Annotated in this window: 16 protein-coding genes and 1 tRNA gene; 7 read left to right on the forward strand and 10 right to left on the reverse strand. The window is 68.3% G+C overall.

What is annotated here, in order from left to right; all coding sequences use genetic code 11:
- Positions 1 to 17: 17 nt before the first annotated feature.
- Positions 18 to 998: an oxidoreductase gene (locus ASF87_RS02590; protein WP_200933686.1), complete on the forward strand. Its 981-nt coding sequence runs from the start codon at positions 18 to 20 to the stop codon at positions 996 to 998.
- 20 nt (positions 999 to 1018) lie between these two features.
- On the opposite strand, the gene ASF87_RS02595 is transcribed toward ASF87_RS02590, so the two are convergent.
- The gene (locus ASF87_RS02595; protein WP_082508728.1) at positions 1019 to 2086 is read right to left on the reverse strand and encodes a PQQ-dependent sugar dehydrogenase; all 1068 of its coding nucleotides are present in this window, start codon (positions 2084 to 2086) and stop codon (positions 1019 to 1021) included.
- A 112-nt stretch (positions 2087 to 2198) separates the two neighbouring features.
- On the opposite strand from ASF87_RS02595, the gene ASF87_RS02600 reads away from it, so the two are divergent.
- The gene (locus tag ASF87_RS02600) at positions 2199 to 4274 is read left to right on the forward strand and encodes a bifunctional lysylphosphatidylglycerol flippase/synthetase MprF (protein WP_056373920.1); all 2076 of its coding nucleotides are present in this window, start codon (positions 2199 to 2201) and stop codon (positions 4272 to 4274) included.
- A gap of 9 nt (positions 4275 to 4283) precedes the next feature.
- On the opposite strand, the gene arfB is transcribed toward ASF87_RS02600, so the two are convergent.
- Both arfB and ASF87_RS02610 read right to left on the reverse strand, forming a co-directional pair.
- Positions 4284 to 4724 (reverse strand): alternative ribosome rescue aminoacyl-tRNA hydrolase ArfB, encoded by a 441-nt coding sequence (gene arfB / locus ASF87_RS02605; protein WP_056373922.1) that lies wholly within the window; start codon positions 4722 to 4724, stop codon positions 4284 to 4286.
- A 33-nt stretch (positions 4725 to 4757) separates the two neighbouring features.
- Positions 4758 to 6059: an MFS transporter gene (locus tag ASF87_RS02610; RefSeq protein ID WP_235558849.1), complete on the reverse strand. Its 1302-nt coding sequence runs from the start codon at positions 6057 to 6059 to the stop codon at positions 4758 to 4760.
- 70 nt (positions 6060 to 6129) lie between these two features.
- On the opposite strand from ASF87_RS02610, the gene ASF87_RS02615 reads away from it, so the two are divergent.
- Entirely contained in the window at positions 6130 to 6744 is a 615-nt protein-coding gene (locus ASF87_RS02615) for a TetR/AcrR family transcriptional regulator (RefSeq protein ID WP_056373926.1), read from the forward strand.
- A gap of 88 nt (positions 6745 to 6832) precedes the next feature.
- Positions 6833 to 8026, forward strand: a complete 1194-nt coding sequence (locus ASF87_RS02620; RefSeq protein WP_056373928.1) for a low temperature requirement protein A — start codon at positions 6833 to 6835, stop codon at positions 8024 to 8026.
- Positions 8027 to 8059: 33 nt separating this feature from the next.
- Here ASF87_RS02620 and ASF87_RS17620 read toward each other — a convergent pair.
- The 4 genes from ASF87_RS17620 to ASF87_RS17625 form a co-directional block, all read right to left on the reverse strand.
- Positions 8060 to 8135: transfer RNA gene (locus ASF87_RS17620), tRNA-Met, on the reverse strand.
- A gap of 119 nt (positions 8136 to 8254) precedes the next feature.
- Positions 8255 to 8716 carry a lysozyme gene (locus tag ASF87_RS02625; RefSeq protein ID WP_056373929.1) on the reverse strand — a complete coding sequence of 154 codons (462 nt, stop codon included), beginning with the start codon at positions 8714 to 8716 and terminating at the stop codon, positions 8255 to 8257.
- Positions 8717 to 8752: 36 nt separating this feature from the next.
- A complete protein-coding gene (locus tag ASF87_RS02630; RefSeq protein WP_056373932.1) occupies positions 8753 to 9124 on the reverse strand; it encodes a hypothetical protein in 372 nt (123 codons plus the stop codon).
- Between the two features lie 3 nt (positions 9125 to 9127).
- On the reverse strand, positions 9128 to 9361 hold the full coding sequence (locus tag ASF87_RS17625; RefSeq protein ID WP_157549983.1) for a hypothetical protein: 234 nt from the start codon (positions 9359 to 9361) through the stop codon (positions 9128 to 9130).
- 237 nt (positions 9362 to 9598) lie between these two features.
- Here ASF87_RS17625 and ASF87_RS02635 point away from each other — a divergent pair, with 237 nt between their 5' ends.
- The gene (locus ASF87_RS02635) at positions 9599 to 10513 is read left to right on the forward strand and encodes a hypothetical protein (protein ID WP_056373934.1); all 915 of its coding nucleotides are present in this window, start codon (positions 9599 to 9601) and stop codon (positions 10511 to 10513) included.
- Here ASF87_RS02635 and ASF87_RS02640 read toward each other — a convergent pair.
- A complete protein-coding gene (locus ASF87_RS02640) occupies positions 10501 to 11508 on the reverse strand; it encodes a helix-turn-helix transcriptional regulator (protein WP_056373936.1) in 1008 nt (335 codons plus the stop codon). The two genes, ASF87_RS02635 and ASF87_RS02640, sit on opposite strands and share 13 nt — an antisense overlap.
- Positions 11509 to 11569: 61 nt before the next feature.
- Here ASF87_RS02640 and ASF87_RS02645 point away from each other — a divergent pair, with 61 nt between their 5' ends.
- Both ASF87_RS02645 and ASF87_RS02650 read left to right on the forward strand, forming a co-directional pair.
- Positions 11570 to 12607 (forward strand): ATP-binding cassette domain-containing protein, encoded by a 1038-nt coding sequence (locus ASF87_RS02645; protein ID WP_082508729.1) that lies wholly within the window; start codon positions 11570 to 11572, stop codon positions 12605 to 12607.
- Positions 12604 to 13386, forward strand: coding sequence for an ABC transporter permease (locus tag ASF87_RS02650; protein WP_056373939.1), 783 nt, complete (start codon positions 12604 to 12606; stop codon positions 13384 to 13386). Before ASF87_RS02645 ends, ASF87_RS02650 begins: the two co-directional genes overlap by 4 nt.
- A 56-nt stretch (positions 13387 to 13442) precedes the next feature.
- Here ASF87_RS02650 and ASF87_RS02655 read toward each other — a convergent pair whose 3' ends face one another.
- Both ASF87_RS02655 and ASF87_RS18140 read right to left on the reverse strand, forming a co-directional pair.
- Positions 13443 to 14135 carry an NADP-dependent oxidoreductase gene (locus ASF87_RS02655; protein WP_327037333.1) on the reverse strand — a complete coding sequence of 231 codons (693 nt, stop codon included), beginning with the start codon at positions 14133 to 14135 and terminating at the stop codon, positions 13443 to 13445.
- Positions 14111 to 14440 (reverse strand): alcohol dehydrogenase catalytic domain-containing protein, encoded by a 330-nt coding sequence (locus ASF87_RS18140; RefSeq protein ID WP_327037334.1) that lies wholly within the window; start codon positions 14438 to 14440, stop codon positions 14111 to 14113. Before ASF87_RS18140 ends, ASF87_RS02655 begins: the two co-directional genes overlap by 25 nt.
- Between the last annotated feature and the right edge of the window lie 28 nt (positions 14441 to 14468).

Genomic DNA, 14468 nt, shown 5'->3' on the forward strand with positions numbered 1-14468 from the left:
GATCGTACGGTCGGATCATGACAGCTCCTCTCGACATGATCGCCCGCCAGCAGCCGCTCTCGTCAGAGTTCGGCTACCGCTCCACCGCGGCCGAGGTGATCGCGGGCACAGACCTCGCAGGCAAGACCGCGATCGTCACCGGCGGCTATTCCGGACTGGGACTCGAGACGGTGCGCGCGCTGGCGGATGCCGGTGTGCGCGTGATCGTTCCGGCACGGCGTATGGATGCGGCGCAGCAGGCGCTCGACGGGATCGCGGAGGCGGAGGTACGGGGTGCCGATCTCGGCGACCTCGACTCCGTCGCGGCGTTCACGGAATCGGTGCGTCGCGACGGTGAGCCGATCGACCTCGTGCTGAACGTCGCCGGCATCATGGCCACCCCGTTCGGTCACACGGCGCAGGGCTTCGAGTCGCAGTTCGGCACCAACCACCTGGGTCACTTCGCCCTGGTCGGCGGGGTGGCCGACCTGCTGTCGGACCACGCCCGCGTCATCTCGTACTCATCCGGAGGGCACTTCCGCTCCCCCGTGCGGTTCGACGACATCGACTTCGCGACGACGCCGTACGACCCCTGGGTCGCCTATGGGCAGTCGAAGACGGCGAACGCTCTGTTCGCGGTGGGCCTTGCGCGACGTGGCGCCGAGCGCGGCATCCTCGCCTTCTCGGTGCATCCCGGCGGGATCATGACCGAGCTGCAGCGGCACGTTCCCCGTGAGGAGCTGCTCTCTCGCGGCTGGATCGATGAGGACGGCACCCCGAACCCGCGTTTCAAGACACCGGCTGAAGGTGCGTCGACAGGGCTCTGGGCAGCGACCGCCACGGAGCTGGTCGAGCGCAGCGGTGCGTATTGCGAGGACTGCTCGATCAAGGGGACCGTCGCGCCCGACCACAGCGACATGACCACCGGCGGGGTGAAGGAGTGGGCGATCGACCCCGAGGCCGCCGAGCGACTCTGGGCGCTGTCGGTCTCCGCGACAGGCGTCGACGCCTTCGCCTGAGTCTGACCGCCGCGGCCCGATCAGTCGAGAGAGAGCCGGAGGATGCGGTCGTCTCCGTCTGACGGATCACCGCGTCCGTCGGTGTTGTTCGTGAGGATCCAGGCGTCTCCTCCCGGCCCGACCACGACATCGCGCAGGCGGCCGAACTCGCCGACGAACTGTTCGGTGCCGGCCGTCAGATCATCGAGCGGCACCGTGCGCAGGCGCTCGCCCCGGAGGTTCGCGATCACGATGCTCGAGCTCGTCACGGCGATGCCGCTCGGGCTCGCCGCATCCGGCCGCCACTGCTGCACGGGGTCGATGTAGTCGCCGTCGTCGGCGATTCCCTCGACCTCGGGCCAGCCGTAGTTGCCGCCGGGCTCGATGACGTTGAGTTCATCCCAGGTGTCCTGCCCGAACTCGCTCGCGTACATTCCGCCTTCCGCATCCCAGGCGATGCCCTGCGGATTGCGGTGCCCGTAGCTGTAGACGGGCGAGTCGTCGAAGGGGTTGTCTGCGGGAACCTCTCCTTCGGGTGTGAGCCGCAGGATCTTGCCCGACAGCACGTCGCGGTCCTGAGCGCTGTCACGATCGCCCGCGTCGCCCGTCGTGACGTACAGCATCCCGTCGGGCCCGAACGCGATGCGCCCGCCGTTGTGGTTGCCGGCGGCGGGGATGCCGTCGATCACCACGGTGGCGGGTCCGAGCGACAGTCCACCTGCATCCCCGACGATCGTCCGCCGCTCGACACGGTTCTCGCCCTGCGCCGTGAAATACGTGAAGAGCTCGCCGCCGCTGACTGCGAGCCCGAGCAATCCGCCCTCTCCGCCCGGCGACACCCCCTCGATCACCGCGACCTCGCGCACCTCGCCGGCCTCGCCGACCTCGAGCACGCGGGCGCTGTCGCGCTCGCTGACCAGAGGCACACCGTCGTGGAACGCGATCGACCACGGAGCGTCGAGGTCTTCGACGAACGACTGCGTGCCCGACACGGGCGTCGGTGACGGCTGCGACGTGCAGGCCGCGAGCAGGGCGACGGATGCCGTCGCGAGCGCGATCGATGCGCGCCGACGTGCGGTCGACGCGCGGAGGGATGGATGAGCGGGCATGACTCCATCCAACGCGGTATCGGCGCCGAGCGACAGCCAGGATCTGCGGTCGGCGAACGGCGGCGCATCCGCGGGCTCCCCACCGATACATCGGTCTCGCTACGCTGAGCGCATGACCGAGGCGCGAACCCCCACATCGCATCCTGTTCTCGCGGTCCTGCGACGCATGCCGGCCACCCTCACGATGGTCTCGGTGATCCTCGTCGTCGGCGTGGTCTGGCAGGGATTGTGGAGCCCGTTCGAGAAGACGGACCTGTTCGGCACCGTCGCGTACGGTCTGCCCAACCTCGCGCAGGGCATGTGGTGGACGCCGCTCACCGGAACGTTCTTCGTCAACGCACCCTGGGTGTACGTGTTCACGATCTCGGGATTCTGGGGCATGGCGTACCTCGAGTACCGCCGTGGCACCAGGGTCGCGCTCGCCTATTACTGGGTCGGGCAGCTCTTCGCGATCCTGGCCACCGCACTCGTGCTCTTCTTCGCCTCGCAGCTGCCGTGGGCCTGGGCTCAGGAGCAGGCTCAGGCGCTCGATGTCGGCGCCTCCGGCGGCACCATGGCCTGCATCGCCGCGGCGATCGGACTGTTCCGCCCACCGTGGCGGGTGCGCGGCTGGCTCGTGCTGCTCGGATTCGTCTTCATCGCGATGCTGTTCTGGGGTGCGGTCGCGGATCTCGAGCATCTGCTCGCCGTGCTGCTGATCCTGGTCGTCGACCGCACCCTGCGCGTGCAGCGGACCACCGTGCGCGAACAGCGCCTGATCGCCGTCATCTCCCTGCTGGTGCTGGGTGCGGTCGAGATCATCACGACCCTGGTGGCGACCGACGGCCCGTTCGGTCCGACGGAGCCCGTGTCGGGCGGATTCATCGACTTGGCGATCGATCTCGTGGTCATCGCCGTGCTCGTGAACGGACTGCTGCGGGGTCGACGCTGGTCGTGGGTGCTCGTGATCCTGCTCGGACTCTTCAACATCCTGATCGCGGCGCTCGTGCTCATCCTGATCACCGTGTTCTCGCAGGCGCAGGTCGACCTCCGCTGGGATGGCGAGACCGAGCTCGCGCTCGCCAACGGATTCCTCTGGGTGATCCTGCTCGTCTACCTGGTCGCGGTGCGTCGGGCGTTCCGGGCGAAGCGCAAGTCACCGCTCGGAATCCAACCGGCCCCGACCGTCGACGACGTCAAGACCGAGTTGCGCGCGCACGGCGGCGGCACCCTGTCGTGGATGACGACGTGGGAGGGCAACAGCTACGCCCGCAGCGCCGCAGGGATCGTCGCGTACCAGCGGCGAGCCGGGGTCGCGCTCGCGCTGGCCGACCCGATCGGTCCCTCGGAGTCGCGTGCAGACGCCGTCGCGGAGTTCATCCGCACCGCCGAGCTCGCGGGCCTCGTGCCGTGCTTCTTCAGCGCCGACGACGCGACGCGGGATGCCGTGCCCGCGGGCTGGCGCAGCCTCGTGGTCGCCGACGACACGATCGTCGACCTGCCGGGTCTGGAGTTCACCGGCAAGAGGTGGAACTCGGTGCGCAGTTCGCTCAATCGAGCAGGACGCGAGGACATGACCTTCCGGCTGACCCGACTCGGCGACGAGTCGTGGGGGGTGCGGCAGCAGCTGCGGGCGATCTCGGAGGCCTGGGTCGGCGACAAGGACCTCCCCGAGATGCGGTTCACCCTCGGCACGCTCGACGAGGCCGAGGACCCCGAGGTGCGACTGGCTCTGGCACTCGCCCCGAACGGCGACGTCGACGGATTCCTGTCGTGGCTGCCGGTCTACGGCGAGGGGGGAACCGTGCGCGGATGGACGCTCGACCTGATGCGGCGCCGCGACGGCGGCTTCGCTCCCGTCATGGAGTATCTCATCGGATCGTCTGCGAAGCAGTTCTCGGAGGAGGGCGCCCAGATCATGTCGCTCTCGGGGGCTCCGCTCGCCCACGACTATCCGCCGGATGCCGGCATGATCGCCGTGCTCAGCGATCGCCTCGCCGAAGCGCTCGAGCCCGTCTACGGCTTCGCGTCGCTGCACCGCTTCAAGCAGAAGTTCCACCCGCGCTACGAGACGATGTACCTGCTGTTCCGCGACGAGGCCGACCTCGCGGCCATCGGCACGGCCCTCACGCGAGCCTTCTTGCCGGATGCCACGCTGCGGCAGTTCGCCGGCGCCGGTCTCGAACTGGTGCGCGGCAGCAAGGACTGATCCGGCTCGTCAGCCGTCGCGCGGCGGCTTGCGCAATCTCTTGACGTCAGTGCGCTGCTTCTTCGCTGTCAGCCGACGCTCTTTCGACCCGCGGCTCGGCTTGGTCGCGCGGCGGGGAGGTGCGGGAGGACGCAGCGCCTCGCCGACGAGCGCCACCAGCCGCTCCCGCGCCGCATCGCGGTTGCGCAGCTGCGCTCGATGCTCGGAGGCGGCGATCGTCAGCACTCCGTTCACCAGCCGCCCGCTCAGCCGCTCGAGCAGACGCTCGCGCTGGTGCGGCGAGAGCACGGCGCTGCCGCCAGCATCCCAGAACAGCTCCACTCGCGAGTCCGCGGTGTTCACACCCTGCCCGCCCGGCCCCGACGAACGAGAGAAGCGCCACGACAGCTCGGCCTCGGGGATCGTGAGACCCGCCGAGACCCGCAGGCCGGGGCGATGAGGGGTGGGCATGCATCCATCATCCCCCGGCTCGGGGTGCCCGTATCAGCCGACGATGTCGACGGGCTCGAGCGGGATGCCGTTCGCGGTGCGCGCTGACGACTGCTCTCCGGCATCCCTCTTCGCGGTGTTCGCGATGTGCGCGCGGCCGACGACGATCGCAGCGACGACCATCAGCACCGCCCCCAGCCAGTACGGCGCCGCGTGGCTGACGGTGACGTAGAGCGCGCCCGCGATCAGCGGCGCGGCGGTGTTCATCGCGGCGTTGAGCGATTGGGTCGCTCCTCCGAGCCACCCCTGCTCGTCGTCGCCGACCGCGTTCGACATGGCACCATCCAGCGCTGCCGTGGCGGCTCCCTGCCCTGCGGCGAGCATCAATGCACCGACGATGAACACCCACGGCTGCGCGAAGACCGAGGCGACGACCGCAAGGCCGACGAGTCCGATCGTCTGCGCGACGATGCCGCTGATGATCACACCGCGCTCGCCGATGCGAGGCAGCAGGATGCCGAGCAGCACGCCCTGGATGAGGATGTCGATGATGCCGACGCCCGCGGTGAGGAGACCGATCTGGGTCGGCCCCCAGCTGATCGAGTCGAGCGCCAGCACACTGAAGTTGTTGACGAAGAAGCCGAACGGCAGCGCGAGCAGGCCGAATCCGATCATCAGTCCCCGCAGCTCCTTGCGGCCGAACGCCTCGGTGAAGACGCCGAACGGCTGGATCTCACGGATCGAGATGCGCTCGATGCGGTTCTCGGGCTTCAGGCTCTCGGGCAGCAGGAAGATGCTGAGGATCGCGATCGTGAGGGCGACGGCCGCGGTGAGGAAGACCGGCAGCTGCAGGCTCACTGCCGCGAGGAGTCCGCCGATGGCGGGGCCGATCATCATTCCGATCCCCGAGAGAGCGCCGAGCAGGCCGAACCGCTGCGCGCGCTTCTCGGGCGGGGTGATGTCTGCGAGGTAGGCGAAGAGCGCCGGCAGGTCACCGGCGGTCACCCCCTGGATCACGCGAGCGAGCACCAGGACCCAGATCGCACCGCCGATGCCGAAGAGCGTCATGGCGAAAGCAGCACCGAACGCGGCGGCGATGATCACCGGGCGTCGACCGAAGCGGTCGGAGAGGCGACCGAGGAAGGGGGCTACCAGGAAGGCGCACAGGCCGTTGACGGCTTCGAGCACACCGACCCAGATCGCGAGATCGCCCTCGTGCGAGACGTACTGCAGCACGACGAAGGGGAGGACGGGGAGCACGACGGTCATGCCGACGACGGTGAGCATCGTCAACACGATGAGCATGATCCAGGCGCGCTTGTCGCTGCGCGCGGGCGGGTTCGTTAGTGAAGTCACTCCGAAACTGTATCAATACCAGTTTTGTTGTCAAGCCAGTTTTGGAACGAGTCCGCGATACGGTGGATGCATGACGAATACCGAGCCACTCGGACGACGCGAACGCAAGAAGGCGGCGACCCGCAAGAACATCTCCGATGTCGCGACGATGATGTTCCTCGAGCGAGGTTTCGACAACGTCAGCATCCGCGAGGTGGCCGATGCCGCCGACGTCTCGCCCACGACGGTGTTCGCGCACTTCCCTCAGAAGGAGGCGCTCGTCTTCGACGAGGACGACGAGCAGCGCGACCGGCTCGTCGGTGCCGTCCGAGACCGACCGGACGGCACCACGATCAATCAGGCGATCCGCGACTTCTACACCGCAGAGGTCGGGGCCAACATCGATGAGCACGGCAACGACGTGACGCGGATCTTCCTGCGCTTTCTCAACGAGACTCCGGCACTGCGGGACTACGCCGCGAAGATGTGGCTGCGACACGAGGACGCCCTGTCGGATGCGATCGCGGACGAGCTCGAGCTCCCCGAGCCGACCCCGGAGATCCGCGTCTACTCGCGTTTCGTCCTGCAGATGCAGTTGCTCGTCAACGAACACGACGACCAGCTCGGGATCCTCGACGCCGGGTTCACCGTTCTCGAGAACGGCTGGGCTCCGATCGAGGCGGCGCTCACGGAGTCGCCGGACTGACCCGCGCTGGAGCTGCGCGGTCTCCCGGCGAAGCGCCTGCCGCGCGCGGGTCCATTCCCCCGACGAAAAGCGATGCCAAGCTGGTGACATGGCATTCGGGATGGCCCGCGACGTGTTGCGCCCCACAGACTCTCCGCGCGCGGATCGAGTGACCTATGTCGAGTTGTTCTTCGACCTCGTGTTCGTCCTCGCGCTGACTCAGCTGTCTGCCTACCTCTACGAGAATCAGACGCCTTTGGGCGCTCTGGAGGGCGTCATCATGGTGTGCGCCCTGTGGTGGGCGTGGGTGTCGACCACCTGGGTCACCAATTGGCTCGACCCCGTCACGCTCCCCGTGCGCGGGGCGGTGATCGCACTGGCCCTCGTGGCGCTCGTGATGAGCGTCTCGATCGCTGAGGCGTTCGGCGATCGCGCATGGGCGTTCGCCATCGCCTACGTCGTCCTCCAGGTGGGACGCACGGTCTTCATCGTGTGGGCGACAGCCCGTCACGACCGGCGGGTGGCCCGCGATTTCTCCCTCCTCCTCTGCTGGGCGGTCGCCGGTGGCGTGTTGTGGATCGTCGGCGCGCTGCTGCCCCTCGGGTGGCAGCTGCCGTTGTGGGCCGCCGCGCTGGCTCTCGAACTGCTGGGCACCGTGCTCGGTTTTCCGGTGCCCGGACGGGGGAAGGTGCAGCTGAAGACCTGGGATCTCTCCGGCCCGCACATCGCCGAGCGCACGTCCCTCTTCGTGCTCATCGCACTCGGTGAAGGCCTGCTGGTCACCGGCTTCGCGTTCGTCGACAAGGAATCGTCCGTCGCATCCATCGCTGCCTTGGTGACGGCGTTCGTCGCCGCCGCGGCGACCTGGTGGATCTACTTCGATCACGGCGAACGCATCGGCGCCGAGGCGATCGAGGCGTCAGGCGAACCGGCCCGGCTCGCTCGCACCGTCTACACCTGGGTGCATCTTCTGATCATCGCCGGCATCGTGCTGATGAGCGTGGGCGACAAGGAGATGCTCGCGCTTCCCGACCAGCGCGGCCTCGCCGCGGCCGTCGTGGTCGTCGGCGCGCCGTTCCTCTTCCTCACCGGCACCGTGCTGTTCCGCCGCGTGCTCGAAGGGCGCTGGGCGCGAGCGCAACTCGTCGGTCTGGTGGCTCTCGCTCTGCTCGCCGTTGTGCGGCTCGCGGGCTTCACCGTCGACGCGCTCACGCTGTCGATCACGACGGCGACGGTTCTCGTCGGTGTCGCAGCGGGCGAGACCCTCGAGCGTCTGCGTCGCGGTCGCCGCGCAGGGGGCTGACCGCGGGTGGGTCGCGGGCAGAGCCCGAACAAGTGGACGCGACGGCGGGAGTCGAACCCGCCACGCCTTCAGGTATGAGCTGAGGCCCGGGACCGCCCGGATCGCCGCGATGGGAATGACGCTACCCGGCTGCGACCGGGAAGGCCAGGATCGTTGCGGGGATTGACAGAGTGCGTCCCCGCATGACAAGAGGCGTCACGCCGCGTCACACGGCGGCGTCCGACCTCGTCAGTAGACCCCGTGGACGTAGAGCGCAGATTCCGCACGCCGACGGTTCACGAGGCCGGGCAAACCGCCGTTCGTCCAGCGCATCAGCTGTGCGGGAACATCGGCATGCCTGCCCCCATTCACCACCGTGAGAAGCGTCGAATCCCTGAACGCACCGCTGCCGACGTTGAAGGCGAAGCTCACCAGCGCATCGAACTTGTGCTGCGTGAGCGGCACGTGCACGCTCTCGTTCACGGCGCGCTCGGCGATCTTCGCATCCGCGCGCAGGAGCGCGAGACCTTCGGCCCGCGTGATGCCGTCTCGAAAGCCCGCCGGCTCGTTGCCCGAGCATCCGCCCCGGTGCACGAGGTGGCCGAACCCGATTGTGCAATGCCCGAGAGCGTCGTCGTAAAGGCGGGCCCTGAATCCCTCCCATCCGCCGATGAAGGCGAGTCCCTTCGCGCTGATGTCACCGTTGGCCATCGTTCCTCCCTTCGTGCCGCCGTCGTGACTGGCCGGCTATATCGCGAAGTGCACGTGCCCTTTATGGCGACCCCAGGCGCTCCCCCAGAACGACGGCGGCACCCGATGGCCGCTGTCGACGGAACCGCCGGGGTTGTGGATCAGCTCCGCGAGCTCTCCCAGGTGCGTGTCGATCGCCCACCGGACGAATCGCTGCATGTCCGCTTCTGAGCCGACCAGGTCTGCGGCCCTTCCGCGGTAGTGGAACGAGTTCGGCGAGTGCGCCCCCGGGGTCACCGGCCCCCATCTGGCCGGAGCGCCGGGCGCATTGCACTCGTTGACGTTGAGACCGAAGTGCGTCTCGGCGAACGAGCACGAACGGATGAAGAGGGAGGCCTGAGAGAAATCCTCGGCCGCTTCCGCAGTCATCGTTCAGAATCCAGGATGCTGCTGCTGAGCCCGAGCGTTCAGGATCGCCAGCTGGTTGTTGGCCTCCCACTCGATGTGGGAGGGCACCGGCCCTGCACCGCAGTCGCCGCAGAACTTGGGTCCGAGCATGGTGGTGTGCTGATTCGGACACCCCCACCAACCAGGACCGGCTGTCCACACCGGCACGTTCGCCGGCGGTTCAGGTTCGGGCTGCTGCCCAGGAACGACGATCCTCATGGGGGTCTCCTTCATTTCGGCGCTGAAACGATCGGTCCCCCCTGAGGGGATTCTCCTCCCGCCTGCGTCCGTGGACAAGAGCGATCTAGGGCGCCGCCGGGGCGGGATCCCCGCGCGTGAGAGGTCGCACCGAGACCCTCTATCCGAACCGGCATATCGGGTGTACTGTCACCTGCAATCGCAGCCGCTGGGGACGCATCGACGCCATCCCCGGCGCGCCCAGAAGGGACGACGACGATGGTCGAAGAGGACCCCGCCTCCACCAGCTTGAAGACGCATCGCTACCTGCGCCTATCCCTCGTCTTCGTCGTGTTCGCGCTGTTGACGAGCGTTTTGATCCAGACCGTCGTCACCGCCTGGGACCCGTTGACCCTCGGGTGGAATCTGCTCCCATCGATCAGCCACTACTTCTACACCCCGGCCCGGAACATCTTCGTGGGATCGCTGATCGCGGCATCCCTGGCCCTCCTGGCCCTGTCCGGTCGGCATCGGGCCGCCACACTGCTCGACGTATCGGCCATCTTCGCTCCGCTGATCGCGCTCATCCCCACCGGCATCGCGCCCGATCAGATCGTGGACGGGCTGACCTGCCGACAGACCGAAGACTGCGTTCCCGTGGAGTACCTCGGGGATCTACGGGTCGGCGTCGCCACCTACGTCGTCGTGGTGATCGCAATGGTGATCACGCTGACCGCGATCCGCACGAAGAAGGAGATCCGCACGCAGTCCGCTCGCCTCGTGTCGACCATCGCCGTGGTCACCGCGGTCGTGCTCGCGGCTCTCGCCTTCATACCGGCGTTGAACGCGGACTTCCCGTTCAACTTCTGGCCGTTCCCGCAGAGCATCCACTTCGCCGCGACCCTGCTGTTCTTCGGCACGTTCGCGGCTGTGCCGATCATGCATTCGTTCGGGTCGGTGGATGACAACGAGACGGCCCCCACCCCGCGCCAGCAGGCGATCTACCGGTGGATCACCTGGCTGATGGTCGCGAATCTGGTGATGCTGTTCGCGGGCTTCATCCTCCGCCGATTCCTCGGCGACTTCCCGATCGTGCTCATCGGCGAGGCCATCGCTCTCTGCCTCTTCGCCTGGTTCTGGTGGGTGCAGACGTTCCAGCGCTGGAACGATCCTGATGCGCCCTACCTCACCTGACCACGACCGCTTGCGGCACCGGTCGGAGCCGGCGCATCGAGCGCCCGCAGCAGCCGCTGCACCGACTCCCGCAGCTCGGCGCGATGCGGCTCGGGGAAGCTGGTCGTGTACTCGACACCCTCGGGGATCCAGAGCAGCGCGTACATCGCCTCGCGCCAGTCCGAGCCGCCGAAGGGCCAGCGCGTGCGATGCTCCCCCTCGGGAGTCGCGCCCTCCGACCAGGGCCCGAACATGTCCTGCATCTCGGGGAACGGCAGCTGCATCACGGCATCCGCCTCGATCTTCTGCGGCGACCACGACGCGGCGATGAGCACCCGCTCGTCGATCTCCTCGGTCGAGATCTCGCGTCGCGTGAACAGCACCCTGGTGTGCTCGACCGAGACGATGCGGTCGACGCGGAAGGTCCGCCAGTCATCGCGGTCGAGATCCCAGCACAGCAGGAACCACTTGCGGCCCGACGGTGCCAGCGCGTGCGGCTCGACCCGGCGGACGCTCTCGACCCCCGCCCCGTCGACGTAGCGCATCCGCAGCCGTTCATGGTCTCGGGTCGCGAGAGCGATCTCCCCCAGCACGACGGGCGAGACCACCGGGGCGTCGCCGATGCGCTGCGGCTGCACGGCGGCGGCGAGAGCGTTGACCCGCTGACGCAGCGGCGAGGGCAGCACCTGCTCGAGCTTCGCGAGCGCCGTCAGGGTCACCTCGGCGCCGCCGACGAGCTGCTGCGTCGCGGCGACGCGCAACCCGATAGCCATCGTCACCGCCTCGTCATCGGTGAGCAACAGCGGTGGCACGGCGCTTCCGGCCTCGAGACGGTATCCGCCGGCGGCTCCGGGCGTCGACTCCACGCGGTATCCGAGCTCTCGCAGCCGATCGACGTCGCGGCGCACCGTGCGCTCGGTGACGCCGAGCCTGCTCGCAAGTTCCGTGCCTGGCCAGTGCCGATGCGTCTGCAGCAGATTGAGCAGGGCGAGGGCTCGGGTCGTGGTGTCGGACATGCTTCAAGAATCTCAGATATCGCGGACAGAATCTGTCCTGGTTGCTTCGTACTCTCTGAGCATGTCGAACGAATCCATCATCGAAACCGAAGGCCTGACCAAGGTCTTCACCGTCAAGAAGACGTCGGTCGAAGCGGTCACCGACCTCTCCTTCACCGCGGTGCGCGGCGAGCTCGTCGCGTTCCTCGGCCCGAACGGCGCGGGCAAGTCCACGAGCCTGCGGATGCTGACGACGCTCATCCCGCCGACGTCGGGGACGGCCCGCGTGGTCGGCCACGACATCCGCGCGGATGCCGCCGGGGTGCGCGCCCGCATCGGGTACGTCGGTCAGCTCACGAGCGGCAGCTTCTCGCAGCGGGTGCGCGATGAGCTGCTCAGCCAGGGCGCGTTCTACGGCATGAGCCGGCGCGACAGCACCCGTCGCGCCGACGAGCTGATCGACTCCCTCGATCTCTCCTCGTTCGCGACCCGCACGGTGCAGCAGCTCAGCGGAGGACAGAAGCGTCGGCTCGATATCGCGCTCGGCCTCATGCACGCGCCGCCGCTGATCTTCCTGGACGAGCCATCGACCGGCCTCGACCCGCAGAGCAGGGCCAACCTGTGGGAGCACATCCTCGACCTGCGCACCCAGCACGGCACGACCGTCTTCCTCACCACCCACTACCTCGAGGAGGCCGACAGGTATGCCGAGCGAGTGATGGTCATGGACAAGGGCCGCATCATCGCCGACGACGACGCGGCAGCACTCAAGGCGACGCTCGCCGGCGACGTGCTCACCTTCGGCTTCGCGAACGACGCGGATGCGGCGAGCGCGCGCTCCGTCGTCGCTCGCCTCAGCGCGGCCGAGGTGTCGATCGACGGCGACTCGCTGACGCTTGCTGTGCCGGACGGCGACCGACTGCTGCCGGTGATCGTGCGCGAGCTGGATGCCGCCGGCATCCTCGTCCGTCGGGCGACCGGCGTCCCGCCCACCCTCGATGACGTCTTCCTCGCCCTGACCGGTCGCACACTGCGCGAAGCGGGCGAGGGCAGCGCCGATGCATCCGAGTCCGACGCCGACACCGGTGTCGAGAACGACAAGACAGGAGTCCTCTCATGACCGCCACGACCGACACCCTTGTGCGCCCGAACCTCGTGCGCGACACCAGGAACGTGCTGACCCGCGAGCTCAAGCCGGTGCTGCGCGACCCGTTCACGCTGATCTTCAGCCTGCTGCAGCCGCTCGTGTTCCTCGGCCTGTTCGCGCCGCTGCTGATCGGCGGCTCGGGTCAGCCCGCCGGTGAGACCCTCGCCTGGTTCGTGCCCGGCGTGCTGGTGATGATCGTGCTGTTCGGCACCGGAGCCACCGGGTCGAACCTGCAGTACGAGATGATGACCGGCTCGCACGAGCGCACGCTGGTCGCACCGCTCGCGCGCTCATCGCTGCTCGTGGGTCGTGCGCTCAAGGAGATCGCGCCGATCGTGGTGCAGGCGCTGATCATCGTGCTGATCGCGTGGCCGTTCGGCTTCGCGATCGACCTGCCGGGCCTGCTCATCGGGCTCGCGCTGCTCGCGGTCTTCGGCGTCGGACTCGGCTCGCTGTCGTACTCGCTGGCACTGGCCACCAAAGACCGCGAGTGGCTGTTCTGGGGAGTGCAGCAGTCGCTGATCTTCCCGCTGCTGATCCTGTCGGGCATGCTGCTGCCGCTCGACGACGGCCCCGCCTGGATGCGGGCGGTCGCATCGGTCAACCCGGTCAACTGGGTGGTGCAGGCCGAGCGCGCGCTGTTCGCGGGCGATCTGGGCGATCCGACCGTGCTGTGGGGCTGGGTCTCGGCGCTGGCCGTCGCGGCCGTCGGACTGGGGGTCGGAGTGCGGGCGATCCGCCGCAGCAGCTGACGCGACACGTCCGCACCGCCGACCCGATGTCCGGGCGTGCGGTGCGGACGCTGCGATCAGGACTCGAGGGTGGCGACGATCTTTCCGCGGCTGCCTCCGGACGCGAGATCGGCGAGCGCGGCGGAGATCTGCTCGAACGGATAGGTCTTCGCGACCACGGGCCGGAGGACGCCCTCATCGACGAGGGTCGCGATGCGACTCAGCTGCTCGCCATCCGCGCGCATGAAGAGGAACTCGTAGGTGACTCCGAGCCGCTTCGCCTGACGTCGGATCCGGCGGCTCAACACGGCGACCGCGAGGCGCACCATCACGCCCAGCCCCATCCGCTTCGCGAACGCCGGGTCGGGTGGCCCCGAGATCCCGATGGCGAGGCCGCCGGGCTTCAGGACCCGCAGCGACTTCTCGAGATTCTCGCCGCCGAGGCTGTCGAGCACGAAGTCGTACTCCGAGAGGATCTTCTCGAAATCCTCCGCGCGGTAGTCGATCACGACGTCGGCGCCCAGCTCGCGGACGAAGTCGGCGTTCGCCGCGCTCGCGGTGGTGGCGACGATCGCGCCGAGATGCTTCGCGAGCTGGATCGCGATCGAGCCCACGCCGCCGGCGCCCGCGTGGATCAGCACCCTCTGCCCCGGTCCGACGTGGCCTCTCTCCACCAGCGCCTGCCACGCCGTGAGGGCCACCAGGGGCAGCGACGCCGCCTCAGCCATCGAGATGCCGTCCGGAATCAGTGCCAGATCCGCTTCCGCCACCGCGATCCGTTCCGCGAACGCCCCATCCGATTCTGATCCGGCCGGGCGAAGACCCGGTCGCCCGCTCTGAAGGACTCGACCAGGCGGCCGACCCGGATGACCGTGCCCGCCACGTCGTTGCCCATCACGACGGGCAGAGAGTACGGCAGGATCTGCGCGAACTCGCCTGCCCGGATCTTCTCGTCCAGCTGGTTGAGGCCGACGGCCTCGACCGCGACCAGGACGTCTCGCTCCCCCACCTGCGGCTCTTCGACCTCGATGAGTTCCAGCGGCTGCTTGTACTTAGTGAGCACGACTGCGCGCATCGTCTTTCCCCTGTTCGTTCTCGTTCGA

It is taken from the genome of Microbacterium sp. Leaf161, from assembly GCF_001423645.1.
GTDB classification, from domain to species: domain Bacteria; phylum Actinomycetota; class Actinomycetes; order Actinomycetales; family Microbacteriaceae; genus Microbacterium; species Microbacterium forte.

Excerpts from the sequence above, each read along its gene's own strand:
- ASF87_RS17625 (WP_157549983.1), bottom strand. The coding sequence starts at position 9,361 with ATGAGGATCGTCGTTCCTGGGCAGCAGCCCGAACCTGAACCGCCGGCG.
- ASF87_RS02620 (WP_056373928.1), top strand. The coding sequence starts at position 6,833 with ATGGCATTCGGGATGGCCCGCGACGTGTTGCGCCCCACAGACTCTCCG.
- ASF87_RS02625 (WP_056373929.1), bottom strand. The coding sequence starts at position 8,716 with ATGGCCAACGGTGACATCAGCGCGAAGGGACTCGCCTTCATCGGCGGA.
- ASF87_RS02635 (WP_056373934.1), top strand. The coding sequence starts at position 9,599 with ATGGTCGAAGAGGACCCCGCCTCCACCAGCTTGAAGACGCATCGCTAC.
- ASF87_RS02630 (WP_056373932.1), bottom strand. The coding sequence starts at position 9,124 with ATGACTGCGGAAGCGGCCGAGGATTTCTCTCAGGCCTCCCTCTTCATC.
- ASF87_RS02650 (WP_056373939.1), top strand. The coding sequence starts at position 12,604 with ATGACCGCCACGACCGACACCCTTGTGCGCCCGAACCTCGTGCGCGAC.
- ASF87_RS02590 (WP_200933686.1), top strand. The coding sequence starts at position 18 with ATGACAGCTCCTCTCGACATGATCGCCCGCCAGCAGCCGCTCTCGTCA.
- ASF87_RS02600 (WP_056373920.1), top strand. The coding sequence starts at position 2,199 with ATGACCGAGGCGCGAACCCCCACATCGCATCCTGTTCTCGCGGTCCTG.
- ASF87_RS18140 (WP_327037334.1), bottom strand. The coding sequence starts at position 14,440 with ATGCGCGCAGTCGTGCTCACTAAGTACAAGCAGCCGCTGGAACTCATC.
- ASF87_RS02615 (WP_056373926.1), top strand. The coding sequence starts at position 6,130 with ATGACGAATACCGAGCCACTCGGACGACGCGAACGCAAGAAGGCGGCG.
- ASF87_RS02645 (WP_082508729.1), top strand. The coding sequence starts at position 11,570 with ATGTCGAACGAATCCATCATCGAAACCGAAGGCCTGACCAAGGTCTTC.
- ASF87_RS02595 (WP_082508728.1), bottom strand. The coding sequence starts at position 2,086 with ATGCCCGCTCATCCATCCCTCCGCGCGTCGACCGCACGTCGGCGCGCA.
- ASF87_RS02640 (WP_056373936.1), bottom strand. The coding sequence starts at position 11,508 with ATGTCCGACACCACGACCCGAGCCCTCGCCCTGCTCAATCTGCTGCAG.
- arfB (WP_056373922.1), bottom strand. The coding sequence starts at position 4,724 with ATGCCCACCCCTCATCGCCCCGGCCTGCGGGTCTCGGCGGGTCTCACG.